The sequence below is a fragment of the Niastella yeongjuensis genome, assembly GCF_900110245.1.
In the GTDB taxonomy this organism is placed as follows: domain Bacteria; phylum Bacteroidota; class Bacteroidia; order Chitinophagales; family Chitinophagaceae; genus Niastella; species Niastella yeongjuensis.
Window position 1 is genome coordinate 359,323 of sequence record NZ_FOCZ01000006.1, and the last position, 19,107, is coordinate 378,429.

8 protein-coding genes are annotated in these 19,107 nt (G+C 44.7%); 2 read left to right on the plus strand and 6 right to left on the minus strand.

The window, feature by feature from the left end; genetic code table 11:
* Positions 1 to 179: 179 nt before the first annotated feature.
* Positions 180 to 1,889: a tetratricopeptide repeat protein gene (locus tag BMX95_RS18285; RefSeq protein WP_081202596.1), complete on the minus strand. Its 1,710-nt coding sequence runs from the start codon at positions 1,887 to 1,889 to the stop codon at positions 180 to 182.
* 528 nt (positions 1,890 to 2,417) lie between these two features.
* Here BMX95_RS18285 and BMX95_RS18290 point away from each other — a divergent pair.
* Positions 2,418 to 4,955 carry a hypothetical protein gene (locus tag BMX95_RS18290; protein WP_081202595.1) on the plus strand — a complete coding sequence of 846 codons (2,538 nt, stop codon included), beginning with the start codon at positions 2,418 to 2,420 and terminating at the stop codon, positions 4,953 to 4,955.
* Positions 4,956 to 5,043: 88 nt separating this feature from the next.
* Here BMX95_RS18290 and BMX95_RS18295 read toward each other — a convergent pair whose 3' ends face one another.
* The 5 genes from BMX95_RS18295 to BMX95_RS18315 all read right to left on the minus strand — a co-directional run bounded on the left by BMX95_RS18295 (position 5,044) and on the right by BMX95_RS18315 (position 14,038).
* Positions 5,044 to 6,666 (minus strand): sialidase family protein, encoded by a 1,623-nt coding sequence (locus tag BMX95_RS18295; protein ID WP_244898115.1) that lies wholly within the window; start codon positions 6,664 to 6,666, stop codon positions 5,044 to 5,046.
* Between the two features lie 108 nt (positions 6,667 to 6,774).
* Positions 6,775 to 8,583, minus strand: a complete 1,809-nt coding sequence (locus BMX95_RS18300) for a RagB/SusD family nutrient uptake outer membrane protein (RefSeq protein WP_081202593.1) — start codon at positions 8,581 to 8,583, stop codon at positions 6,775 to 6,777.
* Between the two features lie 160 nt (positions 8,584 to 8,743).
* Positions 8,744 to 11,869 (minus strand): SusC/RagA family TonB-linked outer membrane protein, encoded by a 3,126-nt coding sequence (locus BMX95_RS18305; RefSeq protein ID WP_081202592.1) that lies wholly within the window; start codon positions 11,867 to 11,869, stop codon positions 8,744 to 8,746.
* Between the two features lie 656 nt (positions 11,870 to 12,525).
* A complete protein-coding gene (locus BMX95_RS18310; RefSeq protein ID WP_133053987.1) occupies positions 12,526 to 13,080 on the minus strand; it encodes a hypothetical protein in 555 nt (184 codons plus the stop codon).
* A 244-nt stretch (positions 13,081 to 13,324) separates the two neighbouring features.
* On the minus strand, positions 13,325 to 14,038 hold the full coding sequence (locus BMX95_RS18315; protein WP_081202590.1) for a hypothetical protein: 714 nt from the start codon (positions 14,036 to 14,038) through the stop codon (positions 13,325 to 13,327).
* A 741-nt stretch (positions 14,039 to 14,779) separates the two neighbouring features.
* On the opposite strand from BMX95_RS18315, the gene BMX95_RS18320 reads away from it, so the two are divergent.
* Positions 14,780 to 18,835 carry a two-component regulator propeller domain-containing protein gene (locus tag BMX95_RS18320; protein WP_081202589.1) on the plus strand — a complete coding sequence of 1,352 codons (4,056 nt, stop codon included), beginning with the start codon at positions 14,780 to 14,782 and terminating at the stop codon, positions 18,833 to 18,835.
* Positions 18,836 to 19,107 lie beyond the last annotated feature (272 nt).

Sequence of the window (19,107 nt, forward strand, 5' to 3'; positions counted from 1 at the left end):
CGGGTATTCACTTAATCCGTAATGCATAACAGGCATGCGAGGGCGCAAGATTCAGCTGTAAGTTGTAAGCCATAAACTAATACACACCTTCACGGCAAAGTATGCGGCAATCCTCCCAGGCGATTAGAGCTTTTGGCTGCCTTTGAATTGGCTTACAGCTTAAGGCTTATAGCTTACAGCTAAATAGAAGCTACCAGGTCCTCCAGTGCCATATCATCCTGTACATTGATCTTTTTACGAATACGCTGCCGCGTTTTTTTAATGGAGTCGGGAGCAATGCCCAGCATACCGGCCATTTCCCGTTTCGACAGCTTTAACTTCATTAAAGCGAGTAAACGTTGTTCCGAAGGTGTTAAATCGGGGAACCGTTGTTTTAGTGTAGAAAAAAATCCTATTTGAACTTTTTCGAATAAGTTCCTGAATTCATTCCAGTCGCTTTCCGTTAAAATAGAATACTGTTTCAGCTTTGCGGCAATCTCCTCTTTTTCCTGTAGCACAATATACTGTTCGGGCTGCGTTTGTAACTGTTCAATCTCCTGTTTAAACTGGTTAATCAACTGGTTCTTTTCCCGCACACTGTCGATGTAATAATGCAACTGCGTAACGGCATTCGTCAGCAATTCTTTATTTTTCTTTTGTTTTAACTGCTGACGGAAGATGAGCTGGGCCGCAATGATCAACACCAGCAAAATCACTACAATTATAAAATTGCGCACCAGCACCATTTTGCTGTTCTCACTCTCCAGTAATTTTATCTCCGACAGGTGCAATTCAACCGCTACTTTCTGTTCCGCCTGACTGAATACCAGGGCATCTCGCCGCTGGTTCAACTGGTTAACTACCCGCCGGGCAGTGTCGAGATAAATAAATGCGCTGTCGTATCGTTTCAGGTATTTGAACAAACGCGCCTTTTGTAAAGCATAATATACAAAGGGGCGGCGATCGGTTTGCCGGCCGATCAACTCCTGCGCTTCCGATAATTTTAATGCGGCTGCCGGTAACAGGTGCTTATCCAGGTCCAGATCGGCCAGCATAATGATGGTATTGGCGGCGCTGGTCCACTCCTTACTGGCCATGCTTAACTCATAATCGGTTTTTAATAACGGAAGCGCTTCATCGTTTTGTTTTAAAAAGTAATACACTGTTCCCAGGTTCCCCGAAAGTATACCCATCCAGGCAATATTATGGATAGCGCGTGCCGTATCGAGGCCCCAGTTGAAATACAGGATGGCGCTGTCATACTGTTTCAATTCCCGGTAAGCCAGGCCCAGTGTATTCAGCGTTCGAACGGCATACAATGAATTATTGAAAGGGTACCTGATAGCTTCGGTTAAATATAGTTTTGCTTTTTCGTAATTTCCAAAGTCGCAATAGATATAACCCAGGTCATATAAATAACGGCTTGCATAGGGATAATGGACATATCCTATTTTCTGGATAATATTATTAGCCCTGATCATATATTCAAAAGCCTGGGGAAATTTATCCTGTTTGTAATACAGCCAGCCCATGTTGTTGTAGATCTCCGCTTCAGATTCTTTCAGGTCAAGCTGCGTAGCCATATTCAAGGCAGTAGTGAAGAATTCCAATGCTTTGCCACCGCGCTGGTTGCTGTAATACTCCTTATGGTAATCGCCCATGGCCATCACCGAAAATATTTTCAGCGGAATATCATGCATATTTGTGGCCCATTGATTAATACGGTTCAATGCAACAAATGCTTGTGTAGAATCGAGGTGAATGAGCTGATCGTTGTAGATCTTTCGGGCAATAGGAAGCCGTTCTTCTTTGCCGGCATTTTTTAATACGGTCAGGAAATCCGTTTGCCCGGGCCAGGCTACCACCATAGCAGGTAATAGCAGGCACAATAGCACAATAATAGTTCTCATGTTCGTTTAATTCAGTTAATTCAGAGGTTCTGGTTACACGTAACAACCTGCTCCCTATGCCCAATGGCAGGGAGATTGCAAGCAGCAATCATTATTTCAATGGTTAATGCAGGCAAGAATCTAATTCAACATCGATCTTGATAGTGGCGGAGAATAACAGGAATTGAAAAAACAGTCAGTACTGCGATAATAAATAAATATTTGCAATATAAAAAACAATTTTTTTATCTGTACCATGCAACCATTTCATAGACTATTACCAAATACAAAATCATAACATTAACTTCATTTTACACAGCCGGCAGCTCCTTTAAATTCGCGGCTCATTACAAGAAAATAATGCCTTTATTAAAATAGCTCTACTCCCGCTCTTCGATTATTGACAAAGGGCTGACCATAGCGTCAGCCCTTATTTCATATTAGCATTATATATCTATTTCCTTATTTCCCACTGTGACAAATTTCATTGTTGTGGATTTAATAAACAGGAAGCATATTCGTAATTTGGCATCTAAACCATTTGATCCTATGCGATATTCCGTACCCGGCATATGCTTATGCCTGTCATTACTGTTTAGCCATGTTATTTATTCACAATGTCCCACAGCAAATCCCAGTCAAACACTAACCCCGCCTACCTGTCCCGGTGGCAATGATGGTAAAATCTTAGTAACTGTTACTAACGGAAAGGCTCCATTTACCTATGCATTGATAAGTCCATCACCCATTACGGTACCACCCCAATCTGGCAATGAGTTCACCGGATTGATAGCCGGTTCCTATACCTACCAGGTGACTGATGCCTGTGGTAACTTTCAAACCAGAACCGTTACTTTAGCAGATGGGAATAACGGCTCGTTTGGAGTAAATATGGGGAACCTGCAATATGAAGGATGTGATTCGTTCTCCATCCCTTATAAAGTAGCCGCTGGTATATTACGGCCGCCCTACACCAGTACCATCACGTTACCCAATGGCGTTAAGCAAACCCATGTATTCAACAGCAGTGATCTGCTGCCACCCGGTAGCGGATATGCATTGCTCGATACATTCCGTTTTAAATACCACCACGCGCCAAATACGTTTGAAGACATCATCTTCGACATGACGAATGGCTGTAACTACGCAATAAACTTTACTGCCGGCCTGGCATTCTATCTGAATATGCGCGCCGTCACTTCTATACAGGGTTGTAGCAATTCACTCACGTATACCTTTGATCAAAATGTAGACAATAGTCCGGGATCCACTTACCAGGTCCATTGTAATACTATTACTTATAAACTGATCAGTCCGGCGAATGTATTATTAGCTACCCAGGTCAACAATTCCACCTTCTCTGGTTTTCCGCCAGGCAACAACTATAGAATAGTGCGGGAAGATTGCTGTGGAAAAGATAGCATTTACTTCAGGTGGGAACCAAGGCCTGCGCTGGACCTGTATGCCACTACCTTTACGGCTAACGGAAAATCCTGCAAAGAAGGAGCAGCCGGCATATCGGTATCCCTCCTCTCTCCTATGACCCAGGTTGATCTGATCCTGGCATCGGGCCCGCCATCCATTACCTTTGGCGACGGCACGGTGCATAATTATACATATCCCGACACGTTAAAGAAGGTAGCCTTTAGCGTCAACAATAATTTAACGCTCAACTATTTTACCGCCGGCACCTATACCCTGGTAGCGGTAGACACCTGCGGCAACCGGGATACCGTAGTCATTACCATGCCATCGTCAGCATTACGGCATTCTACCTTAACTACCACTTTGAAAAAAGGATGTGTCAATGATAACAAGATCATCTTTACAGCCCAATCCAACTCAAGCGGTTCTGATGGTAACATCCGCATAGCCGACCAGTTCTGGAATGCGTTTGGGTTTCCACTAACAGATTCAGTGGTAAACTTGCCACCCGGCACTTATAACGCTTCTTATACTTTTAGTAAACAGGGATCACCCTTCTATTATTTTAAAGGTATGAGTTCTTATAGCTGTGACATCCTGCAATCAACCATTGTAATACCGGCTTATACACAACCCACGTTTGCAGCGGTACCGCCGGCAATTGCCGTTTGCAGTAACCTGCGCAATATTGCCCTGTTACCCGATAGCAACACAGGTGTATCGCCCTATACGTATCGCATTTCGGCAGGGGCTGCCACTACGCCTTTTCAAAGCAGCAATGTCTTTACCGGTTTAACGGCAGGATCCTATACCCTTCAGTTAGCAGATGCATGTAACAACAGCTCCTCAAAAGTGGTGGCCATCGATACGCTCAGCGTACCGCCGGTAAACGTAGCAGGTACTGTTTGTACAGGCAGCAATACCATTCTTTCATTGCCATCGAGCCCTTATTATACGTACAGCTGGCAGCGACCCAATGGAAGCATTGAAAACAGTAATACGCTTACGCTGAATCCGCTTACCACAAACGATCTCGGCACCTATATAGTTTCAGCAACCAGCAACATCAACGGTTGTGCCAATACCAAAACGCACCAGTTGGTGGTGAAGAATTGCTCTATAGCCGTACTGCCCATGACCCTGTTACAATTCAATGGCAACCGCCGGGGCAATACCGTGGTGCTGCAATGGCGAACCGCTGATGAAATTAACACCAGCCATTTTATGGTGGAAAGAAGTACAGATGGCGTGCATTTCACTGCCATTCAAAAAGTAATGGTATCCGGGGAAAGTACCGGCAATTATACGGCGACTGATTATCAGCCCCTGCCAGGTTTATTATTCTATCGCCTGGAAATGGTGGACAGAGACGGCAAGGGCACCTACAGTGCTACTCTTTCTATAAATAATGATAACAACATTATTACAGTAACGCCGCGGCTGATCAATGACAACAGCGAGTTAAAAGTTACCCATACAGCAAGTACACAAGGTGCCGTAATTCAAATAACAAGCCTCGACGGCAGGGTCTGGTTAACCCAGCCTGTTGCCAAAGGCAGCCTGCAAACCGCTATCAATACGAATGGTTTGTCAAAGGGCAATTACCTGGTGGTGTATAGTGGAAATGGCACCCGAACAGCTGTGCATGTGGTGAAGTTGTAATTAATTTAAAACAATAGACCTGTCAGGATCGCATCATCACTCTAAACTTTCAGAACCCGATGGCGAACCTGACAGGTCTTTTTTATAACTACGGCAACAGTTCTTTTATCTTTATTTGTTGAAACACCAGGTCGCACTGGCTGCTTTCATAAACAATGCCAATGGTCTCCGCATCGATGCTGGTCATACAGGAATAACCCCGGCTTTTCCATTCATCGAGTTGTACTTTTTTGTTGGTTTGCCAGCTAGCGCCATCATCATAACTAACTTTAATGGTCATGTGGTGCCGTAAAGTTTTTGAATCAGGATTGGCAAACAACAGGATCGATCTCTTTTTACCGTTCACCACATACTCATGCCGCAGAATACTGGCCATGCAAACTGGTTCGTGCAAAGCACCACGGCTGGTTGGATGTTCAGTCCAATCCTTACCCAGGTTATGGGTTATGGCAATTAGCCGGCCGTTGGTGTCACCAGTATCTGTTTTATTCTTATTGCATCGCATGTTCAGCATAATGGCACCATCGCTCAATTCCACCGCCATATTTTCGGTGGTAGATTCCCTTGATGCGGGGTTGCTGGTAAACCAGGTGGCGCCGCCATCCTTACTATAGGTGATATTGGAAAAAGCTTTGCCGTTTTTATCGCGACCCTGGGTAGGAAAAACCAGGGTACCATCCTGCAAAGTAATGCCGGCGCCGGGTGCGGGAGCCCACAACCACCAGGCCTCCTGTTTGCATTGTTGTGTTATGTTCACCGGTTTGCTCCAGGTTTTACCATTATCCGCGCTTTGTACGATCATAAACTGGGCGGTGTGTTTTTCATCAAAACCCGGCTGCGATCCTTTGCTACGCCATTGGTGGTTCCAGTTGGTACTGGTATCAGAAAGTCCTGTTATCCATTTGCCTTCTTCATTTAACACGCCATACATCCATAAACCGGCGATAAAAATAGTTCCGGTATTTTTATCAACGAGGACATTTGCGTCAGAAACGCCATTGAATTTCTCAGGTAGTCCGCCCCATTTTCCCATATCGAGGGCAATCTGCATCGGCAGCCAGGTATTACCGCCATCGGTACTGCGGCTTACCGCCACATCGATATCCCCCTGCAGGTCACGCGCGCTTTCGCGGCGCGCTTCGTAAATGGCTACCAGAGAACCGTCTTTAGCTGTTGACAAACCCGGAATACGATAAGTATGCACACCATCCTGGTTGTGCTGCCGCAAGGCAATACCAATTCGTTGTTGACATGTTGCGGCTCCTTCAATTTTAGTTGTCTTACCATTTAACACGGCATTGGTTGCATTTATGGCAACAACATGCGTTAAGGGAACGCTTTTATTCAAATCAACAGACAGCCAGAAATAATGCTCACCCGGGGTTAAAGTCTGGGCTCCTTTTATCAATAGCTTCTTTCCTACCTCTGTTATACTGCCTGTCAATTGTAATTTTTCTACGCTGCCCAAATTGCGCATGCCCGAATCGGCGCCGGCATAATACAAACTCACCTGTTTAATGTCCTTCCAGTCGGTTGTACCAGCCGCATTGAATAACATTTCGCTTAACTGCAAATTACCGGCGCTTCCATTATGCAAATGAATACGCAAAACCGGGTTATCTTTCTTCTGTAACAAGATGGGCACCTGGTAATGTTGTTGGGTAATTACAATCCCTTCAGCTATGTTAGCTACCATTACGGCAGGTAACATACAAACCACTAAACAAAAAACCATTATTCTGAATATATACATGTCTGTCAACTTAAAAATTGTGAAACTGAAATCACGCAGCAAAAACTTTTAACTTTAAACGCTGAACTAATACCCCGGTGCCTGCACCATTACAAAATTTTTATTCAACTCACTTTGCGGTATGGGGTAGATATAATATTTATTATCCCATACACGGGTAGACGTCCTTGTTTTTACATAGAAGGCCGGATCTGTTAAACTACTTCCTTCCAGCACATTCATCCCGGTAAAATCACCGCTCTGTTTGCCTTCCGGTGTATTGGCAATTTTCCACCGGCGAAGATCAAAAAACCGGCAACCTTCATATGCCATCTCGATACCTCTTTCCAGCTGGATCTGCTTACGCATCTCGGCCTGTGACAACCCCGGCGCCAATGCCGGAATGCCACCACGGGTTCGAATGACATTTAAAAAATCAAGAATATCCTGACTTCCGGGTTTGGTTTCATTCAGGGCTTCAACATAATTCAAATACAATTCCGCCAAACGAATGTACATGGCAGGACGCACCACATTACCGGAATTGTTCGATAAATTTCTTGCCGGGTTGGTATTCTTACGCACCAGGTAACCGGTTCTGGGAAATTTTGTTTCACTGCCATTGGCATTCCCCGAATTACCCGTTGGCCAGAACTGCACATATGTTTGTCCGGTCTTGGCAACAAATGGAACGACAGCCCCATTAAAAGTGATCGTATTATAAAAGCGCGGCTCGCGGTTTATATACATGTTGGAGGTGCCGGCCACATAATAGCCGGTTTTGGCAGTAGTCGTAAAACCAGTTGCATTATAATTACTGCCGGCTTCGTTGATAGCTTTGCCATTGCTCATTCTGAATTTATCAACCATTTCCTGGGGCACTGCTAAAGTCGCATTAAACGACGTGCCATTGACAGCCCTTGGTGCCGCATCATTTTCCCAGGCCTGATAAGCAGTGACCGCGCGTGTCCAAATACCCTCGGTGCTCCAGCCGGTAAGGAACAGCTCACGAAAAGAAGTGAATGGATCATTATTGGGTGCTTTAAAGATCCCCTTGCCGTTGGCCTTGGCATGATCAATGGCCAATTTAGCAGCCTCAACAGCTTTGTCCCATTTGCCGGCATCATAACTGGCATTCATCAATTGTTTACCATCTTTATTTTTATAGTCGGCATAATCCGGATTGCCGTTGTACAAAGGACTTGCATCAAATAACAACACCTGCGATTTAACCGCATCGATCACCAACCTGTTGATGCGGCCAGCCTGGGTAGCATCTTCGGTTCCGCCAGCTGCCAGGAATTTATCAGGCACCATGGCATAAGCCGAATCCATTTCCGACAGTACATAGTCTATACACTCCTGCCAGCTGTTACGTGGCAGTTGGTAGTTGTCGTTATACTTACCCGGATCATCGCCTACCAATATAACCGGGCCATACAGCTTCATTAAATTCCAGTAATAATAAGCACGCAAAAAACGGGCTTCGCCTTTATATTGCACCATCAGCTCTTGCCCATTGGGTTCTTTCAACAGGTTGGTTTCACTATTTTCTATGTTTTTCATAAAAATGTTAGCCATGCGGATCCCCTGGTATTGGCTCGTCCAGAGATTGATAGCGTTTACCGGGTTCAACAAACCACTTGCCTGTACAGTGGCGCTGGCCGGCTCCAGTTCTTCGGTATAACCGGCCCAATAACGGGCAGAACCGCCGGTATTTGCCCACGGATCAACCAGGGTATTGTACACAGACGCCAGCCAGTTTTCCGTTTCAGCTTTGTTTTTAAAAATACCATCGGTGGAAACAAGATCCTTGGGTACTCCGTCGAAGTAACCCTTCTTACAACCGGCTATTGTTGTCAGGAAGAATATCGTTATTATAAAGTTGTGTTTCATTTTTTAAGTTGTTTATCGTGAATTGGGCAGAAGGCAAAGGGCAGAGGGCAGAGATCAATACAGCGGGTCCCGAATTTCGGGAATACTTTTCTATCTTGTATCCTGCCATTTTTTTGCCTTTTAAGTTTTCATCTCTGCCCTTTGCCTTCTGCCCTCTGCCCTAAAAACTAACCCGCACCCCAAAATTGTACGCCTTGATATTAGGATAATAGCCACCTCTCGTTACGGAAGTAGAACTATTACTTATTTCATTCAACTCAGGGTCCCAGTACTTCCACTTCGAAACGGTGAACAGATTGGTACCATTGAGAAAGATGCGCAGGTTTTTGATCCGGTTCCTGTTCAAAATTTTGGCTGGTAACGTATAGCCCAACTCGGCACTTTTTAACCGGATAAAATCAGCCGGATGCAACCACCAGTCGCTCACCAGGAAATTCGACGTGGGATCAAGGTTACTATTCAGGCGCGGATAGAAGGCATGCGGATTGGGGTTCTCTTCCGTCCAGCGGTCTTTTACGATCGCATACAGGTTCGAACTGTTTGCCCCGTTATTAAATGGCAGGGTACCATCGCCAGCGCCATACAATAACCAGACCTTACCAGTACCTTGTATAAAAGCGCCGATATCAAAACCTTTATAACCAAAAGCAATATTCATCCCGTACATCATTTTGGGTGTACCATTGGCATCCACACGGGAAACGTCAAAGTTGTTGATTACGCCATCGCCGTTCTTATCTAAATATTTGATGTCACCCACCTGAACGTTCCCGGTTTGTTTGGCCCATTTATCGATCTCCTCCTGGCTTTCAAACAAACCAACGGCGGTATACAATTCTTTGGCATCCACTTCATGCCCTTTCCATTCCATCCAGGGATATGGCTGGGGCGCCAGTCCGTCCTGCAGGTTTTTATTTTTATTATAGGTAAAAGTACCGGTGAAAGTAAGCCAGGTTGTTTTGGCAAATGATCTGTTATAAGAAAGACTTATATCGATACCCTTATTCAGGACCACGCCGATATTACGAACCGGGTTGATGCTGCCGAAACCAGAAATGCCGGGAATGGTAGCATCGGCACGCAGGATGTCTTCCCTTCTTTCCCTAAACAATTCCGCGATCAACTTCAGATCATTATGCAGGAAATTCATTTCAACACCCAGGTTATGCCGGTAAGAGGTTTCCCAGCTGGCATCGGTAGCAATTTGAGATTGAGAATAACCGGCATAGTTGGTCGACAGCGACGCAGGCGTACCAAACTGATAAACGCCGGCTGCAGCCTTGGTCAGCATATCCAGGTATAAAAAGCGGTTCCCATTATAACCACCATTACCGGTTAGACCATAACTATACCGCAGCTTGAAATAGGATAACACATCGGTGAGCGGCTCAAAGAATTTCTCACCAGATAGTATCCAGCCTACACCAAAGGAAGGAAAGAAACCATAGCGTTTCGAAGGCGCGAAGTTTTCAGAACCGGTATAGCCAAAATTTCCTTCTACAAAATACCTGTTGCTGAAGCCATAGGTAGCGCGCCCCGTTAAACCCCGGTTGCGGAAAGGGATGGCATTTGTAAATGTAGTAGCATTGGCATCTGCATACTCCGACTGGTTCAACAACAACAAGGCACCCACCTCGTGCTTTCCGCCAAAATTGGCTGAGTAATTCAACGAAGCTTCGGTATACATCCGGTGATTGGTTGACCGGGCAGAAGAATACGAAAGCAGATCGTTAGGCGTGTTGATAAACCTGGTTATGAGATTGCCGGCGGAATCGCGTCCTTCTGCATATACCATAGGGGCGGCACGTGCGGTAGCTACCGTAGCACCGGTATACACATCATAGGAGAACAAACCCGAAACAGACAATCCCTTTATAAACATGCTGAGGTCCTGTTTTATCCGGATGTTCGGACGAATGCTGGCCGAATCATCATAGCCAGATCCAAAACCAAAGGCAAAACGGGCCGGACTACTTGTGCCACCCGGTGTTCCCGGCCAGGAACCATCTGAATACCGGGCAGGAATAAGATGCGGGGGTACCCGCAAAGAATATTCAAACAGGGTGTTCAACTCATTGTCCACAGCTGAATTGTAAGGACCGTTCCGCCTGTCAATAATGGACGAGATGCCCAGATCAAGTTTAGTGGTCCCCGTTATATTCACCCCAATGTTGGCAGTAAAATTGTAACGATGAAAAAAAGACTTTGTATCATAGTTTTCATCTTTATATGGTTTTACCATGCCGGTTTCGTTATAATAGCCGCCTGAGATATAGTAGGTGGCTCTTTCTGCCCCACCGCTTACATTGAAGTTGGCGCGTTGTGTTAAGCCATGATCCCGGTATAGTTCTTTTTGCCAATCGGTATTTGGATACAGATCCGGATCCACACCACTTCTGTGCAGTTCAACTCTGTCAGCAGTATAGAAGGGATCACGGCCGCGGGTTGTAAGCGATTCATTATACAATTCCATCCAGGCAGGCGCATCGAGCATTTCAGGCAGCTGAACAAACTGGGTGATACCTGAGTTCACTTCCACATTGATGGAAGGTTTACCGGCCACGCCGCGTTTGGTATTGATCAGAATAACGCCATTGGCTCCACGTGTACCATAAACTGCGGTAGAGGTAGCATCTTTCAACACTGTAAGGCTTTGAATGTCTTCGGGATCAATATCATTAAAACTTCTGTCGGGCACCCCGTCAATGATGATGAGGGGTGTTCGGGTACTGGTGCCAAATGTAGAAACACCCCGCACCAGCACACTGGCATTATCACTGCCCGGTCCGCCGCCGCGCGACGTAGTAATAATACCGGATATGCGCCCCGCCAGCATACCGGCAATATCCCGGGCGGGTAGTTTCAGGTCTTCCGGATTTACAGTGGCCTGTGCCCCTACCACGCTCACTTTTTTCTGTTGCCCATAACCGATCACTGTTACTTCATCCATACTTCCGGCAATGGGCGATAATTTAACGTTCAGGTCAACCCGGTTTTTTACCGGCTGTTTATCCATGCGATAACCGGTGTAAGAAAATTCGAGTGAATCGCTGGGACTTACATTGATGGTATACAGCCCATCCTTGTTGGTGGCGGTTGCCAAAGAAGTACGGGTGATGCGGACGGTTACCCCCGACAAAGGTTTATCCAGTTCATCGGTAACCTTTCCGGTTACGGTTAAAATGCGGTCCTGGGCGGTTGCAGTCGCGGTGAGGAACACAAGCGCGGTAAGCGGCAGCAGTACACGCCACCTCCCCATGCGCAAGGGTGATTTTTTCAGGTTCATAAGCGTTAGTTTTAAAAAAAGCAGCTATTTATCTAGTTGTTGGGAAAATGACCGGGATGGGCGCGGGGAAATGAAAGAAAAGGCCACCTTTGGTTAGCGTTCGATTCATGACAAGCAAGTTTAAGCGTTAGTTGTTGTAGATATGTTCTACATAACAAAAATGAAAAGAATATTCGATATTCCAAAAAAATTCATGTTATCAATCGGAATTCTACTCTAAACTGTTCATTATAAGGTTAAACTGTCAGTGGTATCAATCAGAAGCAACTTATTATGTAGGTCTTATTATGATGCCTGCCCCGGAAAGAATTATCCTGTATAAACGCCGGGAGATTTAGGTAAATACCTTGTGTAACAGCGGGTAGATACCTTTTGCATTCCTCCTTCATACCTGGTTTATCCCACTATTAGCCTGATTTACGGTAATAATGACTCATAGATATCCCACCCCTTAATAGAGCCGGGACATCTATAAATCATCTGCGGGATATCTATGGAATATCTGTGGAATATCCCTTATAATTACATGAATCACAAATGGCTCTGAAATGAATAAAAAACGGCTTTTTTATGACTTATTTATAGCCATAAAAAGGCCCTATTGTTTAACAGGAAACAATAGGGCCCAATGTATTTTCAACTACAATTAACCTGAATTACAGACCAGCTGTTACATCAAATTTGATGGTAGCTTTACCTGTCATGGTAGTAGACGTAGCACGACGTGTAGTAGCTGTAAGCTTATATGTAAATGAAGTAGAGCTGAAATAGTCTTTCAATTCTACACTATTTACCGGGATCTCCAGTGTAGTCTGGTTTGCATCAGGGATAGAAGTAAGGCCGGCAATAGCGGTAAAGTCAGGCTTTGCGCTTGAAGACAAACCCACTTCAGCAGCTGAGAAAGCACCTAAGTTGTCAGATGCAGTAGAGCTTGTTAAAGTCAGGGTTACGCTTTTAATTTTTGCTGACTTGATATTACCAATACCCAGGCTGGTGTTCTGGATTTTGATAAGCGAATCGAGATTGACCCCGTACTGGAAAGTAGTTACACTTTGTGTACCATTTGCCTGTGGCTGAATGGTGAACTCTGCATTTACAGTTTGAGTAGGGATGTTAATAGAGATCGCATCTTTAACCTTGTCGCAAGAATGTAAAAGGGTACTTAAAGCTAATACAGCAACTAAACCAAGAGATCTGTACATAATTTTCATGATACTGATTTGGGTTAAATTTGGTGTTAAAACGCGCAAATATAACTTTTTCGTATACATGTTAAAATATCAATAGGTGTGAATGTTGATTTTTTGTATGCCAACGAACGTTTATTGTGCTGGAAAATTATTTCCAGTCATTACTTGGAAGTCTCGATTTATTTTATATATAGTTGCAATAATAAAAAACTGCCGGCAACAGTTTATTGCGGCAGTCTTTTATCTGGGGTTCTTAATCTATCTTTTAGTTACCTGAGCCTGAACCTGTTTTATGTACTAAAGGCAATTTTGCATATTGCACAAGTACAGTGTCGCCAGTCTTCAAAGCTGATTGGAAATTATTGCTTAAAGTATTCACCATTGGCCAGCTTGCGCTATAGAAAGTGCACTCGCTTGTAGTTACCGCATAAGTGATCAGAGGAATAAAATAGCTTTTGTTTCCATCGGTAATGATTGGGTTGGTTTCGCGATAAGTAGCGCAAGAGCTGTCTGGACAACCATAAAACGGCGTATAGGCTGGGATTTTAGCAAACAGGTCACTGCAGCTTGAAATGCCATAAGAAGGTGTAGGAGAAGAAACATAATCACTGATCAGCATCACAGAGTCTTTATAAGCAGTGATCTCTTTATTGATACCGTTAATGTTTACGCGGTTGTTGTCAAGGAAAGACAGATTTGTATTATCCTGGGGCACCGGTACATTGCTAACACCAACATAAAAACGGGCTTTCATATCGCTGTTCAGGTTGCGGTCCATGTAACCCTGAATAGCAGCTGCATCACGGATAACACCATCTTTTGTATAAATGGCAACATCTTTTATTTCCATAGTGGTGCCAGGGAGATATTTGTCAAGGACCTGATCTTCTTTAGCACCATTGTTATCATCTTTAGAACAAGAAAAAAGTACAATACCAGCTGTTAATGCTACTAAAGGAAGGAGGATTCTAAGTTTCATTGCGTTTTTTATTATAGTTTTTATAGAATACAAGGGTTTTCCGTTTGGTGCGCACACACAGGCCATTACAGCCGCATATATGCGTCCATTCAACTTTTCGTTTGGGCTAAAGCTTCGCTAATTGTTACGTTATTAGGGGAATTTCTCCCATTTTTTCAGGCAGCTGGGGGCAAACAACTGTTTAAGTTGTTATAAAAATGGGCAACTATTCGTTTGTTAAATAGAAGTGACAAGCGGCATGCAGATGTTAGCAAATATTTCGTCGGCAAGTAAAACTTTCGGTGGCAATCTGGATCTTATTTCCTGCAATCGGGGGGAGTATGATTATCAGGGATGGCAAGTATTTATAATTGTCAAAATTACACTAATCAGTTTAATTAAACAATAGTTGGGTGGAAATATTTTATAATAGGTAGGAAATTCCGGCACCGATAATGCATTACATAATAATATACGGCCGGGCGTAATCTAATAGATTTTGAATAATAAAACCAATTACGTGCCACTCTATTTGTTAACTTTCTTATAATAATAAAAAACTCCTGTATTGAAATACAGGAGCCAGAGATAATAGTTGCATTTTATTTCGTACAGCGATAATCGTTCCGCTGTGAATGTCAATGTACCGCGTGTAGTACCTGTTTTAAAAAATATTATAACTGTCCGCCCCCGGATTACATAAAGAACCGAACTAATTTTTCCCTACATTTAAGGTCTAACGATCACTGAAAGGGGGACCACATGAGTTATAAAGCCATTTCAGCAGTTTCTTTATTGCTCACGCTTGCCATACGCCTGCATGCAGATAATTACCCGGTCAGATATTTGGGTATAGACCAGGGTTTATCTAATAACGCTGTTACTACCATTTACCAGGACTATAAGGGATTTATGTGGTTTGGCACGTACGACGGGCTCAACCGCTACGATGGTTATGGCTTCCGCATTTTCCGGAACGTTATAGGCGACAGCACCTCATTAAATAATAATACCATTTATACCATCGAAGGCGATGCAGCCAATAATATTTGGGTGGGTGGGCCAAAAGGCGCCTGCGTATTCGATCCGGTGCGTTCCACCTTCTCCCGGCTGCAATACCAAAGCTGGCAGAACGCCACCCTGCATTATGTACAGGATAATGTGCATACTATTCAGGCGGCGGCCGGTTATATGTTCATCGGTTCCCAGCAAGGTTTACTGGTTTTTGAAAATAAATCAAAACCCGGTGTACAAATACCCTTGCAACACAACACGAATTATGATGTAACCGCTATTGAACCCGACAATGCCCGCCATACCGTTTGGCTTTTTATTCAACAGGTGGGGTTGTGTCAATACGATCTGTTTAAAAAGCAATTACAGATAATCAGTACTTCCATTAAACAGGGAAGTTGTCTGCAACTCGATAAGCAGGGTAATGTATGGCTGGGAAATGAGAACGGCTTATACCAGTTCAATACGGCCACCCATCAGTATTCCCAAAGTTATCTGCCCTATCGCAGTAAGATCGTTAACCTATATTTCGACAAACAACATACCGCCTGGATCGGTTCTGACGGAAATGGGCTGTTGGTGCTGCCACCCGGCGCCGCCCAGGCTATGCCTTACTGGTCATCAACGGGTAAATCTGTTGTAAACAGCAATGCCGTGTATGCCGTTTATGAAGATACCGATGGCCGCAAATGGATCGGCACCCTAAGGGGCGGCATCAATGTAGTAGAATCCAGAACATGTTCATTTGCGCATATTACGTATCATCCGCCGGGAAACGACAATCTTGTCAACAATTTCATCATGTCGTTTTGTGAAGATGAAAAACACAATGTATGGATCGGCACGGATGGCGCCGGCCTGCGTTATTGGGACCGGCAACAAAACGGGTTCACCCAATACATGAGCAACAATGGCAAAAGCGCCATCAGCAGCAATTTCATCACCAGTATTGTAAGGGATTATAACAACGAAATCTGGGTATCTACCTGGCTGGGCGCTATCAATCGTTTTAACCGTAAAACCGGCGCCTTTACCCGTTATGACTGTTACAATCCCATTACACACGAAAAAGAGAACAACGTATGGCTTTTGTACCAGGATGCGCAAAACAGGTTATGGGCCAGCGCTACCAATGAAGGCAGTCTGTATGTACTGAACCGGCCAAACGATCGCTTCGAGTTGTTTGACAATACCATCAACAACCTGCAATGCCTGTGCGAAGACCGCCAGGGTGTTTTATGGGGCGGCAACTACTCCACCCTGCTGCGTATTGACCGGGACCGCAAGCAGCACATTCGTTATAACATTGGCCACACCCTTCGTTGTATTCATGAGGACCGCACACATAATTTCTGGATCGGCACGCAGGATGGCGGCCTGTTGCTGTTCGATCGTAAAACAGGGAACTACAAGCGATTTACAACCGCCGACGGATTACCCGGCAATACCATCCTTCGTTTGCTTGAAGATGAGGCAGGTAATTTGTGGTTAAGCACCTACAATGGATTGTGCCGTTTTAATCCGCAAACAAAAGCAGTCCGTAATTTTTCACAGTCAGACGGGCTGCAAAGCAACCAGTTCAGTTTTAACGCCGGTGTGGCACTGTCATCGGGTGAGTTTCTGTTTGGTGGCATTAAAGGCTTTAATCTCTTCTACCCCGACAGTATAAAAGATGTGGCAGAACAACCGGCCATTTATTTAACCGGGCTTAAAATAAACAACACAATTGCTGAAGGCAGTGATCCCTATGTTACCGCCAGAACCTTCGACAGGATCGACGAGATCACCATTCCTTTTGAGCGGGCGGTTTTGTCGCTCGATTTTCTGGCGCTGGAATACGCCGGTGCCGACAAGATCAATTATGCTTATTTTTTACAGGGCTGGGATAAAGACTGGAATTATGTAAACCACATCAGGACCGCCAACTACTCCCGCTTACAGGAAGGGACATACTTTTTTAAGGTAAAGATCATGGACCCCGATGGTACCTGGGGCCATGAAACAAAACTGCTTCAGATCATTGTACTGCCACCCTGGTACCGCACCTGGTGGGCTTATTCATTGTATGGGTTATGCTTTGCCGGCGCCATTTGCCTGTACATTCGCTATACCCGATCACAGGAACGGTTACGTTTTGAGATCAGGCTGGCGCATGTGGAAAATGAAAAGGAAAAAGAACTGATGGAAAAAAAGCTAACCTTCTTTACCAACATTTCGCACGAATTCAGAACGCCCTTATCCCTCATTATAAACCCGGTAAAGGAAGCACTAAACAATGAGCCACGCAACGACCTGAAGATCGCTTATCGCAATGCACGCCGTTTGTTGAGCCTGGTTGATCAACTGTTGCTTTTCAGAAAAGCCGACAACGGGTCCGACACCTGTAAGATCGCCGCCCTCGACATCATTCAATTATGCGATGAAGTATACCAGTGTTTTGTTCACCAGGCCCGCACAAAAAACATCACGTACCAGTTTGTACCCGCTATACCTGCACTTACCCTATACGCCGATTATGAAAAAGTAGAGATCGCGTTGTTCAACCTGCTGTCCAATGCGTTCAAGTTCACGCCCGAAAATGGAACGATCTTATTCAAGGTAACAGAGACAACTAACTCGGTGGAACTATCTATCCGGGATACCGGCTGTGGCATTGACGCCACAGACCGGGAACGCATCTTCGAAAAATTTCAACAGGCCCATCCCGGCAGCCGGCAATCGGGTTTTGGTATCGGGCTCTTTTTAGTGAAACAATTTATCGAAAGCCATCAGGGAACAGTTACCTGCAACAGCGTATTAGGCCATGGCACCACCTTTACGATCATTTTATTAAAAGGGACAGCGCATCTTTCTGCCGGATGTGAATTTATTGCCACTGTACCGGTCGACAAAAACAACCTGCTGCAGGAACTAGCCGCCGGCGTAGTACAGCAACCCGAAGAAGAGTCAATAGTTAAGCCTGTACAACAGCAAGGCAAACTGGCCGAAGAAGTAATAACAAACAAAAGATCGATCCTGTTGATTGACGACAATCCCGAAATAACTCAATACCTGCAGCAGATCTTTGAAACCAACTACCTCGTTTTTGCCACCAATAATGGAGACGATGGATATGAGCTGGCCCTGCAACAGGTTCCCGATTTGATCATCAGCGACATTCATATGCAGGGCATGGATGGGATTGAACTCTGTTCCAAACTAAAAAAGAGTGAACTGCTGGGACATATCCCGGTGATCCTGCTAACCGCTTCTACCACCAACGAAATAAAACTAAAAGGCATTGAAGGCGGCGCCGATGATTACATAACCAAACCCTTTGATAAAACGCTGCTGCAAGCCAAAGTGGAGACCATATTGCGGAACCGCAACCTGTTACAACGATTCTTCTTCGACAGCATCACACTGAAGGAAACCAATACAAAGGTGCCGGCCGAATACCAGGAGTTTCTGCGGAAATGTATAGCGGTTATTGAACAGAACATAGACACGGAAGATTTTACCATCAAGAAATTCTCGAAGGCTATGGGTATGAGTCACCCCGCTTTGTACAATAAAGTAAAATCCATTTCGGGACAATCGCTGAATGCGTTTATCCGGTCTATTCGTTTAAGAAGAGCTGCTGTACTGATGTTAACGGAGAATATGAACATCAGACAGGCGGCCTTCCAGGTAGGCATCAATGACGTACGGTATTTCCGTGAGCAGTTTGTGAAAGTCTTTCATATGATGCCGTCGGAGTACATCAAGAAATACAGGCATTCGTTTAACAGAGAGTATAATGTGATAAAGAGTTCCTTTTTGTGAGTAGTGAGTAGTGAGTGGGTCCCCGACTTTCAGGTTTTCATCTCTGCCTTTTGCCCGTAGTTAATGCATTCATTACACCTTTAAACTCCATCCGGTTCTCCGGATAGAAAGCAGAGGGCAGAAGGCAGAAAGCCGCGTCGCGGCAACGGGTTAACTTGTTAACTTATCAACCTGTTAACTCTGTCAACCCTTTCAACCTGCAGCAACACTGATCAAGAAAGCCTCTTTATAAAAACCTGTGTCCCCTTTAATTTACCCCCTCTCTTTTAAGA

Coding starts and splice junctions, on each gene's coding strand:
- BMX95_RS18285 (WP_081202596.1), bottom strand. CDS start 1,889: ATGAGAACTATTATTGTGCTATTGTGCCTGCTATTACCTGCTATGGTG.
- BMX95_RS18290 (WP_081202595.1), top strand. CDS start 2,418: ATGCGATATTCCGTACCCGGCATATGCTTATGCCTGTCATTACTGTTT.
- BMX95_RS18295 (WP_244898115.1), bottom strand. CDS start 6,666: ATGTTACCTGCCGTAATGGTAGCTAACATAGCTGAAGGGATTGTAATT.
- BMX95_RS18300 (WP_081202593.1), bottom strand. CDS start 8,583: ATGAAACACAACTTTATAATAACGATATTCTTCCTGACAACAATAGCC.
- BMX95_RS18305 (WP_081202592.1), bottom strand. CDS start 11,869: ATGAACCTGAAAAAATCACCCTTGCGCATGGGGAGGTGGCGTGTACTG.
- BMX95_RS18310 (WP_133053987.1), bottom strand. CDS start 13,080: ATGAAAATTATGTACAGATCTCTTGGTTTAGTTGCTGTATTAGCTTTA.
- BMX95_RS18315 (WP_081202590.1), bottom strand. CDS start 14,038: ATGAAACTTAGAATCCTCCTTCCTTTAGTAGCATTAACAGCTGGTATT.
- BMX95_RS18320 (WP_081202589.1), top strand. CDS start 14,780: ATGAGTTATAAAGCCATTTCAGCAGTTTCTTTATTGCTCACGCTTGCC.